Source organism: Halomonas sp. (genome assembly GCF_052095695.1).
Taxonomy (GTDB): domain Bacteria; phylum Pseudomonadota; class Gammaproteobacteria; order Pseudomonadales; family Halomonadaceae; genus Vreelandella.
Window position 1 is genome coordinate 15179 of record NZ_JBQDLQ010000017.1, and the last position, 19740, is coordinate 34918.

Genomic DNA, 19740 nt, shown 5'->3' on the forward strand with positions numbered 1-19740 from the left:
GAAAGGCACCATATACATTTGTGCAGGCAGATGACAAGGCATCTTGCGCGCTACACGCGTCATTACCACAGGCGCATCAGATCAAAATAGAGGGCCATCAACATCAGGATGCCAACCATGGCAAGCCCAATGCGCAATCCTACGGCTTGTGTTCTTTCAGATACTGGCCGTCCACGCACGACCTCCATGAAATAATAAAGCAAATGGCCACCATCAAGCACGGGGATTGGTAGTAAATTAAGCACCCCAAGACTGATAGAAAGATACGCTAGAAAGCCAACAAACGCTTCTATTCCCGCACGCGCTGAATCTCCAGACACCTGTGCGATGGTAATCGGCCCGGATAAATTGGAGGGAGAAATGAGCCCAACCAACATCTTGCGTATGGCATCTACGGTTAATAGCGTCATCTCTCCGGTGCGCGAAAGCGCCTGTCCAACCGCTTCAATAGGGCCATAGCGGATTTCACGCTGGAACTCCGTAGGCCACTCAATCTGCTGTGCGCCGGCACCGATATAACCAATTTCAACCCCCGTATCTAAGCTGTTACGCCCTGGGGTTAAATCTATATTCGACCGTTCGCCGTCTCGTTCGTAAGTGAGTTGCAGCGTTTCACCAGGGCTGCCCCGCACGATATTGACGAAGTGCATCCAATCATCCACCGGCTCGCCATTAATCGCTACCATGGTATCGCCAGTCATAAGGCCCGACTGCTCGGCGGCTTCGCCACTCACGACTTGGCCTAAAATAGCCGGGAACTCTGGCTGCCACGGGGTGATACCCAGCGTTTCCAACGGCTGCGGTGGATCCTGACGCACCAAATAATTTGCCACCGGCAGCATATAGCGCTGGGAATCACTCGCCCCTTCGGGCCGTGCTTCAATACTCAGCTCGCCGTTAAAGCCAATGATAGACACTAGCTTTAGATTAACATCTTCCCAAGAGCGCATTTCGTCGCCCTGAACAGCGACAATTTCATAGCCGCGCGCAAGCCCCGCCTGCTCGGCGGGGGAGTCCGGAATAACGCTCCCCACCATGGGCGCAACAACCGTGGTACCGGCCACAAATAGCCCCCAGTACACAACGATCGCTAGCAAAAAATTAGCGATCGGCCCCGCTGCCACAATAGCAATGCGTTGCCAAACTGTCTTGCGGTTAAACGCCTGGTCTAGCTGATCTTCTGGAACCGGCGCTTCGCGCTCATCAAGCATTTTGACATAGCCGCCGAGCGGAATCGCCGCGATGGCGTACTCAGTGCCTTGACGATCAACCCGGGACCACAAAGGCTTACCAAAACCTACCGAAAAGCGCAGCACTTTGACGCCGCAACGCCGCGCCACCCAAAAGTGGCCAAACTCGTGAAAAGTCACTAACAGACCCAGCACCACAATGACCGCTAAAATATTTTGTATCAGGCCCACACTACACTCCTTTACGCCCCGCTCTTAACGACCAGCTCAGCGGATGCTTAAGCGGACCACCTTGTTGCCAACTCAATTGCCTGATGTCGCGCCCACTGGTCGGCCGCCAATACGCTTTCCACACTATCAACGCAACCTTCAAAGGGGCGCGAAAGAATTTCTTCTACCAGTTGCCCAATCGCAGAAAAGCCCAGCCGACGCTGCAAAAATGCTTCAACCGCTATTTCATTCACTGCATTTAATACGGCCGGTGCTAACCCGCCTTGCTGCATCGCTGCGCGAGCAAGGCCTAAACAGGGAAAACGCGTTTCGTCAGGGGCTTCAAAATCGAGCCGTGCCACCTGAAAAAGATCAAGAGTTTCCACTCCAGCGTTAATACGCTCAGGCCAAGCAAGCCCGTAGGCAATAGGCGTGCGCATATCTGGATTACCCAGTTGGGCAATGACTGACCCGTCATGATACGCCACCATGGAGTGAATCACGCTTTGCGGGTGAACCACCACCTGGATTTGCTCAGGCGTTGCATCAAATAACCAGCAGGCTTCAATCAGCTCTAGCCCCTTATTCATCAACGTTGCGCTGTCGACTGAAATCTTGCGCCCCATCGACCAATTAGGATGGGCACAGGCCTGCTCTGGCGTTGCGCTACTGATCTCGGCCTGACGCCAGGTGCGAAACGGCCCTCCAGAGGCCGTCAACATAAGCTGGGTAATACCGTGTTGTGCTAACCCACCGCGGTGCTCCACGGGTAGACACTGATAGATGGCATTATGTTCGGAATCAATTGGTAATAGCGTTGCGCCCGAGCGGGAAACAGCCTCCATAAACAGCGCGCCGCTCATGACCAGTGCCTCTTTATTGGCCAACAGCACTCGCTTACCCGCCTCCGCCGCCGCCAGTGCTGGCAGCAAGCCTGCGGCGCCCACAATTGCGGCCATAACACAGTCGACACTGGCATCTCGAGCAACGTCACATAGCGCCTGCGGGCCGGCATTGACATCGACCTGCTGCCCAGCTTGTTTAAGTTCGCAACGTAGCCACGCGGCATCAGCGTCGCTATCTAGCACGGCGACCGCGGGTCGATGCACCAAACACTGGGCTAGCAACGCTTCCTTCGAGGTGTGCGCAGTTAGCGCGTGAACTGCATAGCGCTCGGGATGGCGGGCAATCACGTCAAGCGTGCTAGTCCCCACAGAGCCCGTCGATCCTAGCACCGTGACTCGCTGCAACGATGATGGCTTAGCTGACTGAATCATAGCGGCAGCCCTTGGACCAGCACCGGGGCAAACCTTGCGACCAAGACTTCGAGATACAGCAGTGCAAACAGCGGAATAGCGGCTGTCAGGCTGTCAATACGGTCTAAAACTCCGCCGTGACCAGGCAGCAACTGGCTGGAATCCTTAATATTGCGATATCGTTTCAACATGCTTTCTAACAAATCACCAAGCACGGAAATCAGAGTGACCAGAGCAGTGATTATGATCAACGCTAATCCTCCCGCGACGCCCAGCGGTTGCCAAATGGCAAACGCTAGTGCCAGTAGCGAGGTTGCCACCAGCCCTCCAATAACGCCTTCCCAGGATTTACCAGGACTAACGCGGGGCGCAAGCTTGCGCTTACCCCATTGACGGCCGGCAAAATAAGCACCGATATCGGCAGTCCAGACAAGCAGCATCACGAACAATAGCCAAATCGCGCCGCTATCACGCAGTACGTTAAAGCCCACCCAGCAAGGCAGCAGCACCCATAAACCCATTGCTAAGCGGCGCCCTGTGGCTTGCCACTGCGCCCCCGCTGCCGGGTAGCGGACGACCCAGTAAAGATTTACTAACCAGCCCACTGCGGCCAGCCAGAGCGGCCAAACAGCAAATACCGCACCGCTCAGCCACATACCCGCCATCAGTAAGGCTAGAACGGCTACCAGCTGTAAGCGGGCACGCTGGCGAGTAACGCCGGCTAAATTGGCCCACTCCCAAGCGCCAAGCAGAACTATCAAGGCTGTAAACAGCGCAAATGCACCGCCTTGTAATCCGAACAGGCCGATTAGCGTAAGCGGCGCTAACCAAGCCGCGGTGATAATCCGCTGTCTAAGCACCTTGCGCCTCAATTTGTTCGTCTGTCATACCAAAGCGACGACGACGCTGACAGAAGTCGTTTAACGCCAAATCAAAAGCGTCTGCGCCGAAATCAGGCCATAACAGAGGTGAAAAGTGCAGCTCAGCGTAAGCGAGCTGCCAAAGCATGAAATTTGATAGCCGCTGCTCTCCACTCGTCCGTATGCACAGGTCGACCGGCGGCACTCGCTCGCTGCCCATCGCGGCATCGAAGCAATCTTCATCAATGGCGGACGGTGCCAAGTCACCGGCGGCAACCTGCTCGGCTAAAGCCCGCGCCGCGCGGGCGATCTCCCACCGCCCACCATAGTTGGCGGCAATCACTAAATGCATACCCGTGTTGTGCGCCGTTAGCGCCTCAGCACGCTTAATATGCTTTTGAATCGCATGAGAAAAACCACGTTCCTCACCAATAATCGACAGCCGTACATTGCGCTCATTGAGCTTTTTGACCTCACGCTTAAGCGCCATTAAAAACAGCTCCATCAGCGCGTTAACCTCTGCTGCTGGGCGCTTCCAATTTTCGCTGGAGAAAGCGAACAGGCTAAGCGTTTTCACCTCAAGCTCAGCGGCACGCTGAATCACCGCACGAACCGCTTCAACGCCTGCGCGGTGCCCACGCACGCCAGAAAGCCCACGCGCACGCGCCCAGCGGTTATTACCATCCATAATGATGGCAACATGAGACGGCATAGCCTCCCCATCCAGGGAAAGAACGCTGGCATCGTCCGGTTGTTTTTTGGGAAACTGCGGTGACGTCATGGATTCTCGCGCCAAAGTTCAGTCATAAAACACCCGCCAGAGCGTCGAAAAACGGGCAGCTAACGCTGCCCGTCATTGAATAAAACACAGAATTATACCTGCATAAGATCCTGTTCTTTTGCGGCCAACGCTTTATCGACTTCAGCGATATATTTGTCGGTCAATTTCTGAACCTCATCTTCACCTTGACGCTGATCGTCTTCGGTAATGTCTTTCTCTTTTAATAGCGACTTAAAGTCACCGTTGGCATCACGACGCACGTTGCGTACGGCAACACGGGCATTCTCTGCTTCGCTGCGCGCCTGCTTAATGTAAACCTTGCGGGTTTCTTCAGTCAGCATCGGCATCGGAACACGAATGACGTTACCCGCGCTGGCCGGGTTAAGGCCAAGATCAGACGTCATGATGGCTTTTTCGATCTTCTGAATCATGCCCTGCTCCCACGGCGCAATGCTCAGCGTACGCGCATCTTCAACGTTCACAGAGGCTACTTGGGCCAGCGGGACCTGACTACCGTAATAATCAACGGTGACTGCATCCAGAATGCTCGGATGAGCGCGCCCGGTACGAATTTTATTGAAGTTACTATCCAGTGCCTCAACGCTTTTCTTCATGCGCGATTCGGCATCTTTCTTAATATCGTTGATCACGTCATTACCCTCTATATATCAGCGTGCCTTCCTTGCCCCCCACCACCATATTCAGCAGGGCACCAGGCTTGTTCATATCAAACACCCGCACCGGCATATTATGGTCACGTACCAGGCAGATAGCGGTCAAATCCATCACGCCCAGCTTTTGATCTAGGGCGTCGTCGTAAGAAAGCTGGTCATACTTAACAGCGTCCGGGTGTTTTACCGGATCTTTATTGTAGACGCCATCAACTTTGGTCGCCTTGATCACCACGTCAGCGTCCACTTCAATGCCGCGCAAACAGGCAGCTGAATCAGTAGTAAAGAAGGGATTACCCGTTCCCGCCGAGAAAAGCACAACGTCGCCGGAGGTTAAGTAGCGAATAGCAGTACGCCGATCATAATGCTCAACCACACCGCTCATCGGGATAGCCGACATTACGCGCGAACGGATGTTGGAACGCTCGAGTGCATCGCGCATGGCCAGCGCATTCATCACAGTGGCCAACATGCCCATGTGGTCACCGGTCACACGATCCATACCGGCCTCACTGAGCGCGGCGCCGCGGAACAAGTTTCCGCCGCCAATCACAATACCTACTTGCACACCAATACCCACCAGCTGACCGATTTCCAGCGCCAGGCGGTCAAGCACCTTAGGGTCAATACCAAAATCGTGTTCACCCATCAGCGCTTCGCCCGAAAGCTTAAGCAAAATACGTTTGTATTTTGACTTCGAACTCTCAGCGTTGCCTTTGCTGGGTGCGACGTAAGGGGTCGGCTCTTGAACATCACGTGACATGGCATCTCTCCTGAGGCAGGCCTGAACACAAGCAGGCGGGGCAGCCCTGATTTGTACAACCATCCGTTGCACAGGAACCAATTACAAGGGCCGGATACGCAAAGGCGTGCGCTCGCGCGCACGCCATCTTCTTCTTGAAACCTCTGACCCTAGCGACGGCCAGCCTGTTCCATAACTTCTTTAGCAAAATCGACTTCTTCTTTCTCGATACCTTCACCCACTTCAAAGCGCGTGAAGCTAACGACTTCCCCGCCCGCTGCCTTAACGAACTCAGCAACGGTCTGATTAGGATCTTTAACAAAAGGCTGCTCGGTCAGGCTGTTTTCGGCCAGGTACTTTTTCAAGCGACCCTGCACCATTTTCTCAGCGATCTGCTCCGGCTTACCGGCCATATCCGGCTGTGCCAAGATAATAGCCTTTTCTTGATCAAGCTGTTCTTGGGGCATATCAGCAGGTAGCGCAACCGCAGGATTGATAGCAGCCACGTGCATCGCAACGTCTTTCGCGACATCAGCGGTACCGCCAGTCAATACAGTCAGCACACCAATACGGCCACCGTGGACGTATTCGCCAACCAAACCACCGTCTACCGCGTTAACAACGACGGCACGACGCACACCGATATTCTCGCCGATTTTCTGAACCAACTGCTCACGTGCAGTTTCCAGATCGCCCGCCATCACCGCAGCGACATCTTCGTTTTTAGCGGCGAAGAAACCACCAACGATTTTGTCAGCAAACGAAATGAAGTTGTCATCACGCGCAACAAAGTCGGTCTCGGAGTTGATTTCGACCATTACGCCGTAGCTACCGTCTTCCGCTACGCGCGTAACCACCATACCTTCTGCGGCGATACGATCGGCTTTCTTCGCGGCTTTAAGGCCTGAATTTTTGCGCAGGTTCTCGATTGCAACGTCGATATCGCCATCGGTTTCGGTGAGTGCTTTTTTACACTCCATCATGCCGAGACCGGTACGTTCGCGAAGTTCCTTGACCTGAGAGGCGCTAATAGCTGCCATGAGAATTCACCTCTGAAATAGTGCTATTGAAGTAGCACTTGAAAATAGTGCTATGAGAGTTAGACGCAACACAGGCGAGTATAGTCAAAATAGATGACCATAATGTATCACTCTGCGCTACGCGGCCAGCTTCGATGAGCTGGCAAATTCGACTCGCCCAGATTATTCATCTGTAGCGCAACAAAGGGGGCATAGCCCCCTTCATCACGATGCGGCTAAATCCACCGCATCCACAGCAGTGTTACTCAGCAGCCGTGTTGTCTTCAGCTGCAGCGGCCTCTTCGGCCACTTCAACAAACTCTTGAGCATTGCTTTCTTTGGCACGACCACACGCATCCGCAATCGCTTTAACGTATATCTGGATAGCGCGGATAGAGTCATCGTTGCCTGGGATCACGTAATCAACGCCATCGGGGTTGGAGTTAGTATCCACCACGCCGATGACCGGGATGCCAAGCTTGTTGGCTTCGTTGATCGCAATACGCTCATGGTCAACGTCGATGACGAACAGCGCATCCGGAAGGCCGCCCATATTCTTGATGCCGCCGATAGAACGCTCAAGCTTTTCTTGCTCGCGAGTCGCCATCAAGACTTCTTTCTTGGTCAGCTTCTCGAACGTACCGTCTTCACGCATGGTTTCAAGATCACGCAGACGCTTAATAGACTGGCGAATGGTCTTGAAGTTGGTCAGCATGCCGCCCAACCAACGATGGTTGACGAACGGCTGGCCACTGCGGTTGGCTTCTTCTTTAATTACCTTGCTAGCGCTGCGCTTGGTGCCAACAAACAAAATTTTGTTGTTGGATGCCGCCATCTTCTCAACCACATCGACCGCTTCATTCAGAGCTGGCAGAGTGTGCTCAAGGTTGATGATGTGAATCTTGTTGCGCGCGCCGAAGATAAACTTGCTCATCTTCGGGTTCCAGTACTTGGTCTGGTGGCCGAAGTGAGCGCCTGCTTTAAGCAGGTCACGCATATTAACGTGAGACATGGTAAGACTCCTCAAACTCGGGTTAGGCCTCCACGCACCCCATGGATCCGACCGTTGACTGCGTTAGACGCTGCCAGCGGCACCCGGGACCATGTGCCGGTGCATGTGTGTTTTTAAGGCTTGACGTTTTTAGTGATTAAGCAAGCAACGCGCCGCTTCGTGGCACACTGCATATTCATTGCCCCGCCCTTCAATGTGCACCCAGCCAATAAAGAAGCTCGGAATCACGATTGCAGGAAAGCGCGCGGCTTTATACCATAGATCATCGCCAAGATGAAGTCGTGCCCCGTTTGACGGTTTTAAATTGCGCCATCCCATTTGCCCTTTTTACATTCAAATCGAGTATTCATGAACGTTCCTATCAAGACGCCTTCTGAAATCGAACACATGCGCGAAGCCGGACGCCAAGCGGTCAGCGTCATCGAAATGATCACCCCGCATGTGCAGGCGGGCATCAGTACCGGCGAAGTCGACCGCCTTTGCCACGCATACATTGTTAACGAGCTAGGCTCAACACCTGCGCCGCTGAACTACCATGGCTTCCCCAAGGCGACCTGCACCTCGCTGAATCACGTGGTGTGCCACGGCATTCCCGACGATGCTAAGACGCTGAAAAAAGGCGATATCATGAATTTGGATATCACCGTTAAAACACCTGCGGGTTACCACGGCGACTCCAGCGTTATGTTCATTATCGGTGAGAACATTCAGGGCGAACGACTGAGCCGCATCACTCAAGAGTGTCTGTATAAAAGCATCGAATTAGTAAAACCCGGCGTGCGTCTTTCTGAACTCGCCCGCGTGATTCAAAAACACGCTGAAGAAAACGGCTATTCGGTCGTCCGCGATTTCTGCGGCCACGGGCTGGGTGCCGAGTTTCACGAAGAGCCACAGTTTTTACACTACGATGGTTACGCACCGGATGCCGACATCAAACTCGCGGCGGGCATGTGCTTCACGATCGAACCGATGATCAACGTTGGCGGATACAAAACCAAAGTACTGCGCGATGGCTGGACGGCCGTCACCAAAGATCGCAGCCTGTCTGCCCAGTGGGAACATACGCTACTGGTCACTGAATCTGGCGTTGAGGTGCTGACTGCACGTAGCGAAGAAGACTTCAGCTTTTTGCTCAACTGATGCTCCTACACCACTACCGGTTTGAACCGGACACCTCGCTTTACGATCTGCACGCCTTTCGCGCGGAGCTTGCAGGTTCGCGCTCACCGATTGCCCCGTTTAAGGCGGCACTGCGCGAGCTACAGGCACGCCTGGATGACCAGTTTCGTGCCGGTGCGGATATCCGCGACCTGGTGCGCGGCCGCGCCTGGTACCTAGACCAGATGCTGGCAATCGCCTGGGCACTGCAAACGTGGCCCGATGACGGTATCGCGCTGGTCGCGGTAGGTGGCTACGGCCGGGGTGAGCTACACCCTCACTCGGATATCGATCTGCTCCTGCTGCTTGCACAGGACGATGACACCGCTTACCGCGAGCCGCTCACCGCGTTTATCACTTTCTTGTGGGATATCGGCCTTGAAATTGGCCATAGCGTGCGCTCACTCAACGACTGCGAGCGAGAAGCCGAAGCTGATGTCACGGTGATTACTAACCTGCTCGAATCGCGCCTCATCGCAGGCCCCGAAAGCCTGCGTGCCGCCATGCACCAGCGCCTAAGCGCCAGCAACATTTGGCCCGCCGACCGTTTTTTCGAGGCCAAATGGCAGGAGCAAATAGCCCGCCACTATCGCTACAACAACTCTGAATATCACCTGGAGCCCAACCTTAAAAGCTCCCCTGGCGGCCTACGCGACATCCAAATGATCGGCTGGGTCGCTAAGCGCCATTTTAACACTGAGCAGTACACGGACATCGTTGCCAAAGGGTTTATGAACGATGCCGAGCTGCGCATTCTAAGTCAGGGCCAAGCGTTTTTATGGCAGGTGCGCTATGCCCTGCATATGCTTACCGACCGCGCCGAAGACCGCCTGCTGTTTGACCATCAGCGCACTATCGCCGACATGTTTGGCTTTCGCGATACGCCGGAACGCCTGGCGGTTGAGCAATTCATGAAACGCTACTACCGACATGTCACCGCGCTCGCGGGGCTTAACGATATGCTGCTACAGCATTTTGACGAGGTCATTCTGCGCGGCAAAGAGGCCCTGGAAACCGTCAAACTCAACGAGCGCTTTGAGACCAAAGGCGGCTACATTCAAGCGCGCTCGCGCACCCTGTTTCGCGAGCAGCCTGCGGCCATGCTGGAACTGTTTTTGCTCATGGCCCAGCACCCGGAGATTGAAGGGGTTCGCGCGGACACGATCCGGCTGATTCGTGATCACCGCCATCAAATTGACGACCACTATCGCGACGAGCCTCGCCATCAGCGGCTATTCATGGCCATTATGCGCGCCCCCGGCAACGTGCCTCGCCAGTTGCGCCGTATGAATCGCTACGGCATTTTAGGCAAGTATCTGCCTGAATTTGGCCGCGCGGTAGGCCTCATGCAACACGATCTTTTTCATATCTATACCGTCGATGCTCACACGCTGCGGCTGCTTAAATTTCTGCACGGTTTCCGCAAGCCAGAAGCGAAGGACGACTTTCCAGTCGCCGCAGCACTGATGCAGCAACTACCTAAGCTGGACTTGCTGTGGACTGCCGGCCTGTTTCATGACATCGGCAAGGGCCGCGGCGGCGATCACTCAGAAATTGGCGCTCGGGATGTGAAACAGTTTTGCCAACGACATCACGTTTCGCCCCACGACACCAACTTGGTTAGCTGGCTGGTTGAGCACCACCTATTAATGTCGATGACCGCTCAGAAACGCGATATCAGCGATCCTGACGTCATTCGCGACTTTGCCCTGGTGGTGCGCAATGAAACCCGCCTGGACTACCTCTACGTGCTCACCGTAGCCGATATTAACGCCACCAATCCAACGCTGTGGAACGGCTGGCGGGCGTCGCTGCTGCGCCAACTGCACGCCGAGACCAAGCGCGCCCTACGCCGAGGACTGAATAACCCGCCCGACCGCGATGACTGGGTGCGGGAAACGCGAACGGAAGCGCGCTCGCTGCTGCAAACCATTGGCGTCAACCGCGCCCAGATTGACCAGTTATGGGAGTCGCTCGGCGAGGATTACTTCTTGCAGTACGCGCCCAGCGAAATCGTTTGGCAGACTCAGGGGATTTTAGCGCATAACGCCTCGCCCCTTCCGCTGGTGCTGATCAGCGCACCCACCGTCGATATGGCGGAAGGCGGCACCAAAGTGTTTATCCACACCCGCTCGGTAGACGATCTGTTTGCCGCCACAGCCGCCGCAATGGAACAACTGGGGCTGTCGATTCACGACGCACGCATTGCCACCTCCCATAACGACTGGACGCTAAACACCTTCATCGTGCTCGACTATCATGGCCAGCCGATTCGTGATGCGGCGCACATTGAAGAGATGCGTCAGCACTTGGTAGAGGAACTAGACGACCCCGACGACTATCCCGATATCGTCACGCGGCACACGCCCCGCCAGTTGAAGCATTTTAAGGTGCCCACCGAGGTACTGATTGAGCAGGACCCCGCTAACGAACGCACGATGCTCGAACTCACAGCACCCGACCGCCCTGGCCTGCTGGCCCGCGTAGGGCGTATTTTTATGGAACAGGATATCTCGCTCTCGGCAGCGAAAATCGCCACGCTCGGCGAGCGAGTAGAAGACGTCTTTTTCATTACCACAAAGACAGGGGAACCGCTGACCGATCCGCAACGCCAACAGCAACTGCGCGAACGTTTAATTGAGGTACTCGGGGTTTGAACGCTCTCAAACAGGGTAAGCGATAATGCTTTTACTGCTGGCCTGGAGCTTCGTCGTCGCTTACCAAGACGTGCGCCATCGGCGCATTGATAACTGGCTGATATACCCCTACCTACTCCTGGCCATCGCATGGTTGCTGTTTAATGGCGAGAGCCTTGCGGGCGTTTCACCTAGCCAGGCATTAATCGGCCTTGGTGGCGCCCTCGTGCTGAGCGTGCCAGGCCATATTAAAGGCATTTTAGGCGGAGGAGACGTCAAACTGGTGGTCGCGGTTGGCCTTACGCTAGGCGGCATGGCCACCCTGGTGGTGATCGCCATTGCCGCACTGCTGCTGGTAGTTTGGGCCGTTATCGTGACACTACTGCCCACCAGTGCCCTGGGTTGGTTTGGGCGCTGGGCACCGGGCCTGGCAAACCAGCAAGGGCATTTTGCTTATGGGCCTTTCATTTTTTTGGCGCTGGCAGTCCTACAGTTAGTGCTCCTAAATCGCTAGCTAAATGAGCCCCTCTTAGCGCTACTCGTCACTGCTATTCATCACTAAAGCCGCCGCCTACATCGCGCTCGAAGAATTCAGGAATCGGATGAGTAAAGCTATCAAGCCAGCGCTGATTAGCCAGCTCCCGCTCCTGTGACGAGAGCCGTTGAGGCGTCGTTGAGGCCTGACTGCCTTCGCGCTGAACTTGCAGCAGTGCGTCAGTCTCGGTACTGCCCATCGACAACATCCGCGGCTTTTGGCTATTGGCCTCAGAGGGCTGGCTTACCGCTAGCGGCTGACAGCCACCCATTAGCACGGCTACCAACCCACCAGCAAACCACGGCAACACCCTACCATTCACAGCCATCAGCCTATACTCCATGTCAGTTATCACACGCGGGGGTAACCTGCTAGCGCTGCTGGTCTTCCAGCTGTAACTGCCGCGCACGCTCTTCCGCCCGCTGATAGTCTTGCGCCGTCGCTCGCCCTTCTCTAAGTAAGGTGCTCGACTCCTGCCACTTATCTTCGTACATCAGCAGGGTCAGCAGGTTTTCCAGTGGCAGCGTGTCATCCTGGCTAAGCTCAAGCGCGGTCATAAACTCAAAGCGCGCCTTATCAAGCTCACGGCGCTGCAGATGAACAAACCCCAAGTCATTGCGAATCGTAAAGCTGGAAGGATAAAGGTTCGCCGCGGTTTGCATATGCGTTAGCGCTTGCTCGTAATTGCCGTTAATAGCCGCGATCTGACCAAGGCCGTGATACGCCTCGGCCGATACGCAGCTATTCAGCAGCGACTCATATAGCGCCGTCGCCTGTGGGTCCCCCAGCTTGCGCAAAACCGTGGCTTTGCGTAACCGTACCTCGGGCAGTTTTTCCGGCAACTGCTCCAAGTGGGCAAGCGCAGCATGCAGCCGACCCTGGTCCGCCATATCGCCAGCCAGCTGAATGGCTAACTGCTGCTCCTGCTCCATCGGGCCGCATTGATTATTCTGCCGCGCAGAGTTGCCGCCCATGGAAGCGCAACCGGCCAGCACAAAGCTTGCGCCTAACACCATGACACCGAGGGTATATTTCATTATTGATTCATTCCTGACAATGCCCCAAAAATAGCCACAAAACCTGGCCCCGCTAAGATAATAAGCAAGGCAGGAAAAAGGAAGGCCACCATAGTGCCAGACATTTTGGCTGACAGCTTCGACACTTTCTCCTGAAGACTCGTCATTCGGCGATCATCAAACAGTTCTTTGAGCGATACCAGCGAGGCGACGGCCCCGCCCCCTTGACGGATTAATTGCTCAAGAATGACCACACAGTCGTTCAACTGATCGATATCCAGGCGTTCAGCCAAGCTATTTAACTCGCTGGCCAAATCCAAGCCGGCATCGACACGTGCCAGCACGCGCTTAAACTCAATTGAGAGTTCTGGCAGAATTTTCTGCCCTTCTTGAGAAAGCGCGCGCAGCGATTGCTCTACCGTCATGCCCACTTCAAACAGCATGCGCAACAACGGCAGCATGGCTGAAACTTCTTCAGATATTTTTTCACGGCGCTTGGCAACGGCACCTTTTAACCAGCGTTTAGGCAGTAAAAACCCAACCCCAGCAGAGGCAAAAATAGCCAACAAAGAGGGGCCGTTACCGGTTAAAAATGCCGTAATACCCGCGGCGCTCAACCCGGCGGCTACAGGCACGCCAATTTGCAGTGCATAATAGCGCGCTCGCTGTTCGGTACTGCGCCAGCCTAACTGGTCAAGCAAGCGCGGCACTTCCGCATCCAGCTTGCCATCTAACTCCCCCAGGCCAGCAAACAGCGACCGGTGCCTGGTCGCCGCCATGCCCGTGCCATCGGGTAGCGCAATACGCTGTGCGATGATTGAGGCATCACGTTTGTGCCTTAAAAAGGCGTAAGCGATCACCCCCGCCGCCGCCAACAAACATAGCGCACTCAGTATGAGCAGCAACATAATTAGATACTCTTTAACATACGCCACAAGATGAAGCAGCCTGTCAGCTGCAGCGCCAACGACAGCAGCAGCATTATTTTACCCGCTGACGTAACCCACATTCCCATTAAGAAGTCCGGATTACTAATCAAGATATAGCCGCCTAACGCCAACGGCAAACCCGCCAACACTATCGCGCTGATACGCGTCTCACCCGTCATAGCGCTTAGCTGACGGCTTGCCCGTTCGCGGTCACGAATCATCAAAATCAAACTCTTCAACATATCCGCCGAGTTACCGCCGTAGCGTTGATTAATCCGCACGCCCAAGGCCAGGACATGAAACTCTTCGCGCTTATAGAGGGTAGCAAACTCATTGATAGCCTCCACCATTGGCACGCCGAGTTCGATATCACGACGCACCGGCGTCATCGCCTGATGAAGCGGATCAGAACAGCGCTTCATCGCCAGTAACATCGCATCGCCCATGGTTCTTCCCGACTTTATACTGCGCACCATATGGTCTAAAAAACCCGGCATTTGCGAAATCATCCGCTCTACCCGCTTATGGGCACGCCACTGGCCTACCAGATAAACGAGCAGCGCCATTCCACCCACCACCAACACGGGCATGAACCAGCTCACTTGCATGAACAGCAGCGCAACCAATAACACCAACGCCACCAACAAAGCCGTCAACCAACCAGGCAGCTGAATACCGGCTTGCATCAGCCATAGTGAAAAGCCGCTCTTTTTTTTCTGCTTTGGCACCACCAAGTCGCCATCGCTGTTGAGCCGCTGATAAATACGCTCGCCCACGGCCTGTCGCTTACCGGCCAACATCATTAATACCGAGGTCAGTAGCAGCGCCGCGCTAATGCCCAGCAGTACGATAGATAGATAACTCATGGCTCAACGTCCCTCACCGCGTCTAGCGCGCCCTCAAGCTTTTCATTGAGGGCGTGAAAGCTCTCTTGCACAAACGTCTCGCTCAAACGGTCATAGCGGAACAAAACGTTTGTGGTGTATTCATCTTGGCTCATCTCACCTAACTCAATCACCTCGCTGATACAGCGATGCCCGCTGGGTAACCGCACGAGCTGAATAATGACTTCAAGCGCAGACGAGATAGACTGGCGCATGGTTTTTTCAGGCACCTGCACGCCCGAAAGACCCACCAACGTCTCCATCCGCAGCAGTGAATCCATCGCGCTATTGGCATGGATAGAGGTCATTGAACCCTCGTGCCCGGTGTTCATGGCGGAGAGCACGTCCAACACCTCTGCCCCCCGGGTCTCGCCTAAAATAATCCGATCAGGGCGCATGCGCAGCGCATTGCGGACAAGATTGCGTGCCGTTATTTCGCCATGCCCATCCGCATTGGGAGGCCGCGTTTCCAAACGAACCACGTGGCCATGTTTTAGCTGCAGCTCGGCGGTATCCTCAATAGTCACCAGCCGCTCGCGATGATCGATCATGCTGCTTAGCAAATTGAGCATTGTCGTTTTACCCGTGCCCGTGCCCCCGCTAATAATAATGTTGCAGCGTTGGTGCACAGCGTGCTCTAAAAACGCCAAGATATCGGCATTTAACGAGCCTGCCTCAATCAGCTCCTGGCTTTTAAGCATATCCTTTCTGAACTTACGCACAGACAAACAGGCGCCGTCTAATGCAATCGGCGGAATAACCGCGTTCACTCGACTGCCGTCGGGCAAGCGCGCATCAACCATTGGAGAAGATTCATCTAAGCGGCGCCCCAATGGCGCGATAATGCGTTGTATAACCCGCTGCAGGTGGTGATCGTCGACAAAGTGCAAATCACTCAACGACAGCACGCCACGCCGCTCAACGAAGATACGAGAGCTGCCGTTAACCAATATTTCAGTCACCGTCGGGTCGCTTAGCAGCACCTCAAGCGGACCAAACCCGGTAAGTTCATCAAGCATCTCTTCCGTTAAGCGATCAATTTCATAGCCGGAAATAGCAAGCTGATGCAGCCGAGTGAAGGTCTGAATATGCGAGGCAATAAATCGCTTCAGCTCAGGGCGACTGCCCTCGATTAGATTCGAGGTCTCCTCACCCAATTGATCAATTAGGTATCGATGCAAACGCTCCTTAAGGTGACTGAGCTGTGTTAGACCATTACGATCCATACAGCCTCCTTTAGCGTAATAAGCGTTTTATAAACCCTTCACGTTTACCTGACGCTGGTGGCTTAGGCAGAACTTCATCGGCTAAATGCTGCAATGCCCGCGTTAACTCATCTTTTGGCGCAAGTTTAAACAGCGACACGCCCTGATTTAAGCTATTAAGTCGTTGTTCGTGATGGGCAGGCAATGCCGCCGTCACCGTTAACCCAAAGGTATTGGCCAGTACTTTCGGCTCTGGTGAAAGCCGAGCCACGCAGCGGTCAACTAACAGCCCTACATTGTTCAAGGTAACGCCTTCACTGCGCCAACGCTGCAAACAGTGCAAATTGCGTCGGCTGCTGGGCACACTCTGATTTAGGTACCACAGCACTTGGTCGGCCGAGCTTACTAACGCGCGCACAAAGCCGCTGTCAGCCTGACCGCAGGCATTCACGATCACCCAGGAAAAGTGCTGACGCAGCACGCCCAATAGCAGCACCGCCTCAGCATAACTATAGCCTTCCGGGTAGCGGTCATCCTGTACTAAAGGCAGCACCAACAGCCCGCTTTCATGCTTAGCAAAGGCACTGGAGATAACAGAGCTATCGATGCGCTGGGCAGAGCGCATCGCGTCTTCAACGCCAAACGCACATTTCAGGCTAAGAATCGCATCCACCTCGCCCAGCCCTGGCGCCATATCCATGTACAGCACCTGCGACTGCTTACTGGCAAGCGACAACGCCACATGACTGGCGATCAACGTTGTGTCTGAGGCGACATCCGTACCGTAAAACACCACCATACGGGCGCGCTGGCCGTTTTCCACACCGCTGATAAGCGGCTGCTTGCGGCCCAAACGGCGAATCAAGCTTTGCACGTCGCTGCCGCGCTGCCCCACCGACAGGTAATCTTTCGCCCCCGCCCGCATCGCACCTAACACTAGATCGCTTTCTGCGCTCTCACCGATAGCCACCACAGCCACCTGAGGCCGCGACTCGTCTAACCCTTCAATCACCGCCAGCGCGTCATGACGGTTTTGCTGATTGACGCAGATAAACACAATCCCCACCGACATCTGGTCGGCAAGGCCGATAATCGCCTCCAGCTTATTACTCACCGGCACCAGACGCCCGTGGTCACCAAGCGTAGACTCCAGCCAGCCGACCTCAATATCAGTACAGCCGCTTACCAAAAATGTTTGCATGCCACCCCCTACCTAGACAGCCCAGAGGCGCGGCGATTAAAAGAGCCATCCTCAAATAACAGTAGCTCATGCACACTAGGGTCGTAGTTTCGCAGCTCCTCACCCGGCATCGATGGCAGCACTGCATCCGATGCAATGGGCTGCACCAAATGAGGCGTCACAATCATCAGCAGCTCGCGCTCTTCGGTGCGCGTTTGGCTATTGCGAAAAAACGCCCCAATTATCGGCAAGCTGCCCAGCCCTGGCAGCTGATTGACCTGGGCGCTGCGGCTAGTACTGATAAGGCCGCTAATGATGAAGCTCTCACCACTGGCCAGCGAAACACTGGTATCAGAGCGGCGCACCGACAGCGAGGGCACGGTAGTCCCCTCAATGGTGATCCCGTTGACAAAGTCCAGCTCGCTCACCTCTGGCGCCACTTTCAGCGTAATACGCTGATCATCAACCACCGTTGGGGTCAGCGTTAAGCGCACCCCAAACTCTTTGTACTCAATGGAAACACTGTCGCTGCCGGAACTCGGCACAGGAATCGGAAACTCGCCGCCAGCCAAAAAACTCGCGCTCTGGCCGCTTAAAGCAACCAAGCTAGGGCGCGCCAGGGTGTAGGCAAACCCGCTGGATTCCAACGCACTCAGCGCCGCCATCACGCGGCTACTGCCCCCACCAATCACCAAATTAAACCCGCTACTGGAGAGCGGCACGTTAGCACCAGGCGTTAAGCTGCCAATATCACCGACACCCACCGACCCTGGCCCCACGCCGGGCGAGGTAATCAAATTATTATTGGAACTACCAAACAGCGACACCCCCACTTCACGCAAGCGAGTGCGATTAACTTCAATAAAGCGGATATCTGTTTGTACCTGAGCGGGAACGGCAGGGGCGCTTGGTGCTATGTGGCCTAGCGCCTGGCTGGCCTGCCCCGTTACCATCAGAGTAATTTCTCTAGGCTGCTCTGAGCAGCGGGTCCAGACCGTTACATTGGTCGCGCCGCCCTGGGCGGTGGAGATTAAAAATGCCTGATCAGAGGTTAGCTGAACGTTGGCCACCTCCGGATTACCAACCGCCAGGCGCTCAATAGTGACCGGCAGTTGTATTTCCCGATGGATACCCGGCGCAAGCTCTAGCGCGCGGGGCACGTTATTGAGCTGGCTACACGCCTGCTGTGCAGCCGCAGGGGGTGCCAACATACCTCCTGCCAGCAGCACTCCACTGCCGAGCAATACACTTGCCAGCATTCGCGTTATTGATTTCATTCCCCTGATTCCCCTGCCCAAACATAGTTTTTTTTTAATAACCGCTTTAGTAACGGCTCTACGGCGTTTCCAAGCTGCTCACAGCACCGCGAATAACGGGTACCGGCGGTGGCCCAGCGTTTTGGGCCTGTTGCGGTGAAGATGACCTGGGTGCCGCTGGCTGCTGGCGAGCCGAGGCCTCCACCAAGCCAGGTTGTGGTCGTTCCGCCTGGCTTAACGCAAATTTTTCAAACTGGAACAATTGCTGGTTGAGTTCTTCGGTAACGGATGTTTCACCGCGATAGAAATCATTCAGTAGCCCCTCTTCTGCGGCCCTCACCGCCAAGCGCAAATTGCCAACCTCCGCGGCCAAGGCAAAACGTGTCAGTAACGCTACAGGAATGGCGAGCACAGCGGTTTCAGGGCGAGACTGATTTCGTGCTGACGCTTGCTGGCTGGCCTCATCTTCGTCGCTGATCAATACAGGCGGGGTAAGCGGCTCGCCAGTAGCAGCCAAGCCCAGCTCATCACCCACGCTTAATACGCGCAGCGCAGGCACGGCCACTTGCACCGTACGGTCCGTGTTGAGCTCGTTCTCTTGCAAGAACAGCAGCACGTCAACGTAATCACCCGGCGCAAGGTGGCCGCCCGCCCCCATCAGTTGATCAAATTGAATGGCCAATGCCCGTTCACCGGGGCGGATCATACGGGCTAAGGGGCCGCCGCTCATAAAGTGGCTTTCGTTAAGTACGCTGCCAGCAGGCACATCGCGCCATACCTTACGGCCCACCAGTGCTTCTGTGTTGTCAAAGCTGCCCGGTGGTTTTAGGTGTAGCTGTTCCACCTGAAGGTCTTCTTCGCGCAGGGTGTGGTAGGCCGGTAAGCTTTGCGCCAGCACTACGACGTCTAGGCGTGGCTCCTGCGGCGCTTCGACCAGCAGGTCAGGCAATGAACGGACCCACCCTTGCTCCCCATCACTCTCAGGTGCCGACTCCTCGACCACTGGCGCAGGCTCATTGCGCCCCAGGGATATCCCCAAATATCCCACCACCACGGCAGCAACGACCAATACGGCAGCCACGCCCATTAACACTCGACTGTTCAAAAATACACGCCCCCAGCGCCCGCAATGCCTTTTAAAACTGCAATTTAACGTACGAAAGTAGCTTTATCAGGCCAGTTAAGTTAACTCGCACTACA

19 protein-coding genes are annotated in these 19740 nt (G+C 55.1%); 3 read left to right on the forward strand and 16 right to left on the reverse strand.

The window, feature by feature from the left end; all coding sequences use genetic code 11:
• Positions 1 to 62: 62 nt before the first annotated feature.
• The 8 genes from rseP to rpsB all read right to left on the reverse strand — a co-directional run bounded on the left by rseP (position 63) and on the right by rpsB (position 7741).
• On the reverse strand, positions 63 to 1421 hold the full coding sequence (gene rseP, locus ACTH5D_RS05290; RefSeq protein WP_441669068.1) for an RIP metalloprotease RseP: 1359 nt from the start codon (positions 1419 to 1421) through the stop codon (positions 63 to 65).
• A 47-nt stretch (positions 1422 to 1468) separates the two neighbouring features.
• Positions 1469 to 2677, reverse strand: a complete 1209-nt coding sequence (ispC, locus tag ACTH5D_RS05295) for a 1-deoxy-D-xylulose-5-phosphate reductoisomerase (RefSeq protein WP_441669070.1) — start codon at positions 2675 to 2677, stop codon at positions 1469 to 1471.
• Positions 2674 to 3516 (reverse strand): phosphatidate cytidylyltransferase, encoded by an 843-nt coding sequence (locus ACTH5D_RS05300; protein ID WP_441669072.1) that lies wholly within the window; start codon positions 3514 to 3516, stop codon positions 2674 to 2676. The genes ispC and ACTH5D_RS05300 overlap by 4 nt, the downstream gene beginning before the upstream one ends.
• Positions 3509 to 4297 carry a polyprenyl diphosphate synthase gene (gene uppS, locus ACTH5D_RS05305; protein ID WP_441669074.1) on the reverse strand — a complete coding sequence of 263 codons (789 nt, stop codon included), beginning with the start codon at positions 4295 to 4297 and terminating at the stop codon, positions 3509 to 3511. Before uppS ends, ACTH5D_RS05300 begins: the two co-directional genes overlap by 8 nt.
• A gap of 92 nt (positions 4298 to 4389) precedes the next feature.
• Positions 4390 to 4947 carry a ribosome recycling factor gene (gene frr / locus ACTH5D_RS05310; RefSeq protein ID WP_441669076.1) on the reverse strand — a complete coding sequence of 186 codons (558 nt, stop codon included), beginning with the start codon at positions 4945 to 4947 and terminating at the stop codon, positions 4390 to 4392.
• Between the two features lie 4 nt (positions 4948 to 4951).
• Positions 4952 to 5731 (reverse strand): UMP kinase, encoded by a 780-nt coding sequence (gene pyrH / locus ACTH5D_RS05315; protein ID WP_096282177.1) that lies wholly within the window; start codon positions 5729 to 5731, stop codon positions 4952 to 4954.
• A 149-nt stretch (positions 5732 to 5880) separates the two neighbouring features.
• Positions 5881 to 6750, reverse strand: coding sequence for a translation elongation factor Ts (gene tsf / locus ACTH5D_RS05320; RefSeq protein ID WP_441669079.1), 870 nt, complete (start codon positions 6748 to 6750; stop codon positions 5881 to 5883).
• Positions 6751 to 6991: 241 nt separating this feature from the next.
• Complete coding sequence (gene rpsB / locus ACTH5D_RS05325) at positions 6992 to 7741, reverse strand: 30S ribosomal protein S2 (RefSeq protein WP_441669081.1); 750 nt, start codon at positions 7739 to 7741, stop codon at positions 6992 to 6994.
• A 348-nt stretch (positions 7742 to 8089) separates the two neighbouring features.
• Between rpsB and map the strand changes: the two genes are divergently transcribed.
• From map to ACTH5D_RS05340, 3 genes are read left to right on the forward strand one after another with little or no spacing between them, the layout of a single operon-like run.
• On the forward strand, positions 8090 to 8881 hold the full coding sequence (map, locus tag ACTH5D_RS05330; protein ID WP_441669083.1) for a type I methionyl aminopeptidase: 792 nt from the start codon (positions 8090 to 8092) through the stop codon (positions 8879 to 8881).
• Complete coding sequence (locus tag ACTH5D_RS05335) at positions 8881 to 11556, forward strand: [protein-PII] uridylyltransferase (protein WP_441669085.1); 2676 nt, start codon at positions 8881 to 8883, stop codon at positions 11554 to 11556. Before map ends, ACTH5D_RS05335 begins: the two co-directional genes overlap by 1 nt.
• Positions 11557 to 11581: 25 nt before the next feature.
• Positions 11582 to 12049, forward strand: a complete 468-nt coding sequence (locus ACTH5D_RS05340) for a prepilin peptidase (protein ID WP_441669087.1) — start codon at positions 11582 to 11584, stop codon at positions 12047 to 12049.
• Between the two features lie 34 nt (positions 12050 to 12083).
• Here the strand turns inward: ACTH5D_RS05340 and ACTH5D_RS05345 are convergent, their stop codons facing one another.
• The 8 genes from ACTH5D_RS05345 to cpaB are packed head-to-tail and all read right to left on the reverse strand — an operon-like array spanning position 12084 to position 19645.
• On the reverse strand, positions 12084 to 12398 hold the full coding sequence (locus tag ACTH5D_RS05345; RefSeq protein ID WP_441669089.1) for a DUF3613 domain-containing protein: 315 nt from the start codon (positions 12396 to 12398) through the stop codon (positions 12084 to 12086).
• A 43-nt stretch (positions 12399 to 12441) separates the two neighbouring features.
• The gene (locus ACTH5D_RS05350; protein ID WP_441669091.1) at positions 12442 to 13107 is read right to left on the reverse strand and encodes a tetratricopeptide repeat protein; all 666 of its coding nucleotides are present in this window, start codon (positions 13105 to 13107) and stop codon (positions 12442 to 12444) included.
• On the reverse strand, positions 13107 to 13994 hold the full coding sequence (locus tag ACTH5D_RS05355; protein WP_441669093.1) for a type II secretion system F family protein: 888 nt from the start codon (positions 13992 to 13994) through the stop codon (positions 13107 to 13109). The genes ACTH5D_RS05350 and ACTH5D_RS05355 overlap by 1 nt, the downstream gene beginning before the upstream one ends.
• A gap of 2 nt (positions 13995 to 13996) precedes the next feature.
• A complete protein-coding gene (locus ACTH5D_RS05360; protein WP_441669095.1) occupies positions 13997 to 14881 on the reverse strand; it encodes a type II secretion system F family protein in 885 nt (294 codons plus the stop codon).
• The gene (locus ACTH5D_RS05365) at positions 14878 to 16125 is read right to left on the reverse strand and encodes a CpaF family protein (RefSeq protein WP_441669097.1); all 1248 of its coding nucleotides are present in this window, start codon (positions 16123 to 16125) and stop codon (positions 14878 to 14880) included. The genes ACTH5D_RS05360 and ACTH5D_RS05365 overlap by 4 nt, the downstream gene beginning before the upstream one ends.
• 10 nt (positions 16126 to 16135) lie before the next feature.
• On the reverse strand, positions 16136 to 17305 hold the full coding sequence (locus ACTH5D_RS05370; protein WP_441669099.1) for an AAA family ATPase: 1170 nt from the start codon (positions 17303 to 17305) through the stop codon (positions 16136 to 16138).
• Positions 17306 to 17313: 8 nt separating this feature from the next.
• Complete coding sequence (locus ACTH5D_RS05375; protein ID WP_441669101.1) at positions 17314 to 18561, reverse strand: type II and III secretion system protein family protein; 1248 nt, start codon at positions 18559 to 18561, stop codon at positions 17314 to 17316.
• Between the two features lie 58 nt (positions 18562 to 18619).
• Positions 18620 to 19645 carry a Flp pilus assembly protein CpaB gene (gene cpaB, locus ACTH5D_RS05380; protein WP_441669103.1) on the reverse strand — a complete coding sequence of 342 codons (1026 nt, stop codon included), beginning with the start codon at positions 19643 to 19645 and terminating at the stop codon, positions 18620 to 18622.
• Positions 19646 to 19740 lie beyond the last annotated feature (95 nt).

Excerpts from the sequence above, each read along its gene's own strand:
- ACTH5D_RS05370 (WP_441669099.1), bottom strand. The coding sequence starts at position 17,305 with ATGCAAACATTTTTGGTAAGCGGCTGTACTGATATTGAGGTCGGCTGG.
- tsf (WP_441669079.1), bottom strand. The coding sequence starts at position 6,750 with ATGGCAGCTATTAGCGCCTCTCAGGTCAAGGAACTTCGCGAACGTACC.
- rpsB (WP_441669081.1), bottom strand. The coding sequence starts at position 7,741 with ATGTCTCACGTTAATATGCGTGACCTGCTTAAAGCAGGCGCTCACTTC.
- uppS (WP_441669074.1), bottom strand. The coding sequence starts at position 4,297 with ATGACGTCACCGCAGTTTCCCAAAAAACAACCGGACGATGCCAGCGTT.
- ACTH5D_RS05345 (WP_441669089.1), bottom strand. The coding sequence starts at position 12,398 with ATGGCTGTGAATGGTAGGGTGTTGCCGTGGTTTGCTGGTGGGTTGGTA.
- ACTH5D_RS05350 (WP_441669091.1), bottom strand. The coding sequence starts at position 13,107 with ATGAAATATACCCTCGGTGTCATGGTGTTAGGCGCAAGCTTTGTGCTG.
- ispC (WP_441669070.1), bottom strand. The coding sequence starts at position 2,677 with ATGATTCAGTCAGCTAAGCCATCATCGTTGCAGCGAGTCACGGTGCTA.
- ACTH5D_RS05375 (WP_441669101.1), bottom strand. The coding sequence starts at position 18,561 with ATGAAATCAATAACGCGAATGCTGGCAAGTGTATTGCTCGGCAGTGGA.
- ACTH5D_RS05335 (WP_441669085.1), top strand. The coding sequence starts at position 8,881 with ATGCTCCTACACCACTACCGGTTTGAACCGGACACCTCGCTTTACGAT.
- ACTH5D_RS05365 (WP_441669097.1), bottom strand. The coding sequence starts at position 16,125 with ATGGATCGTAATGGTCTAACACAGCTCAGTCACCTTAAGGAGCGTTTG.
- map (WP_441669083.1), top strand. The coding sequence starts at position 8,090 with ATGAACGTTCCTATCAAGACGCCTTCTGAAATCGAACACATGCGCGAA.
- ACTH5D_RS05360 (WP_441669095.1), bottom strand. The coding sequence starts at position 14,881 with ATGAGTTATCTATCTATCGTACTGCTGGGCATTAGCGCGGCGCTGCTA.
- pyrH (WP_096282177.1), bottom strand. The coding sequence starts at position 5,731 with ATGTCACGTGATGTTCAAGAGCCGACCCCTTACGTCGCACCCAGCAAA.
- ACTH5D_RS05355 (WP_441669093.1), bottom strand. The coding sequence starts at position 13,994 with ATGTTGCTGCTCATACTGAGTGCGCTATGTTTGTTGGCGGCGGCGGGG.
- ACTH5D_RS05340 (WP_441669087.1), top strand. The coding sequence starts at position 11,582 with ATGCTTTTACTGCTGGCCTGGAGCTTCGTCGTCGCTTACCAAGACGTG.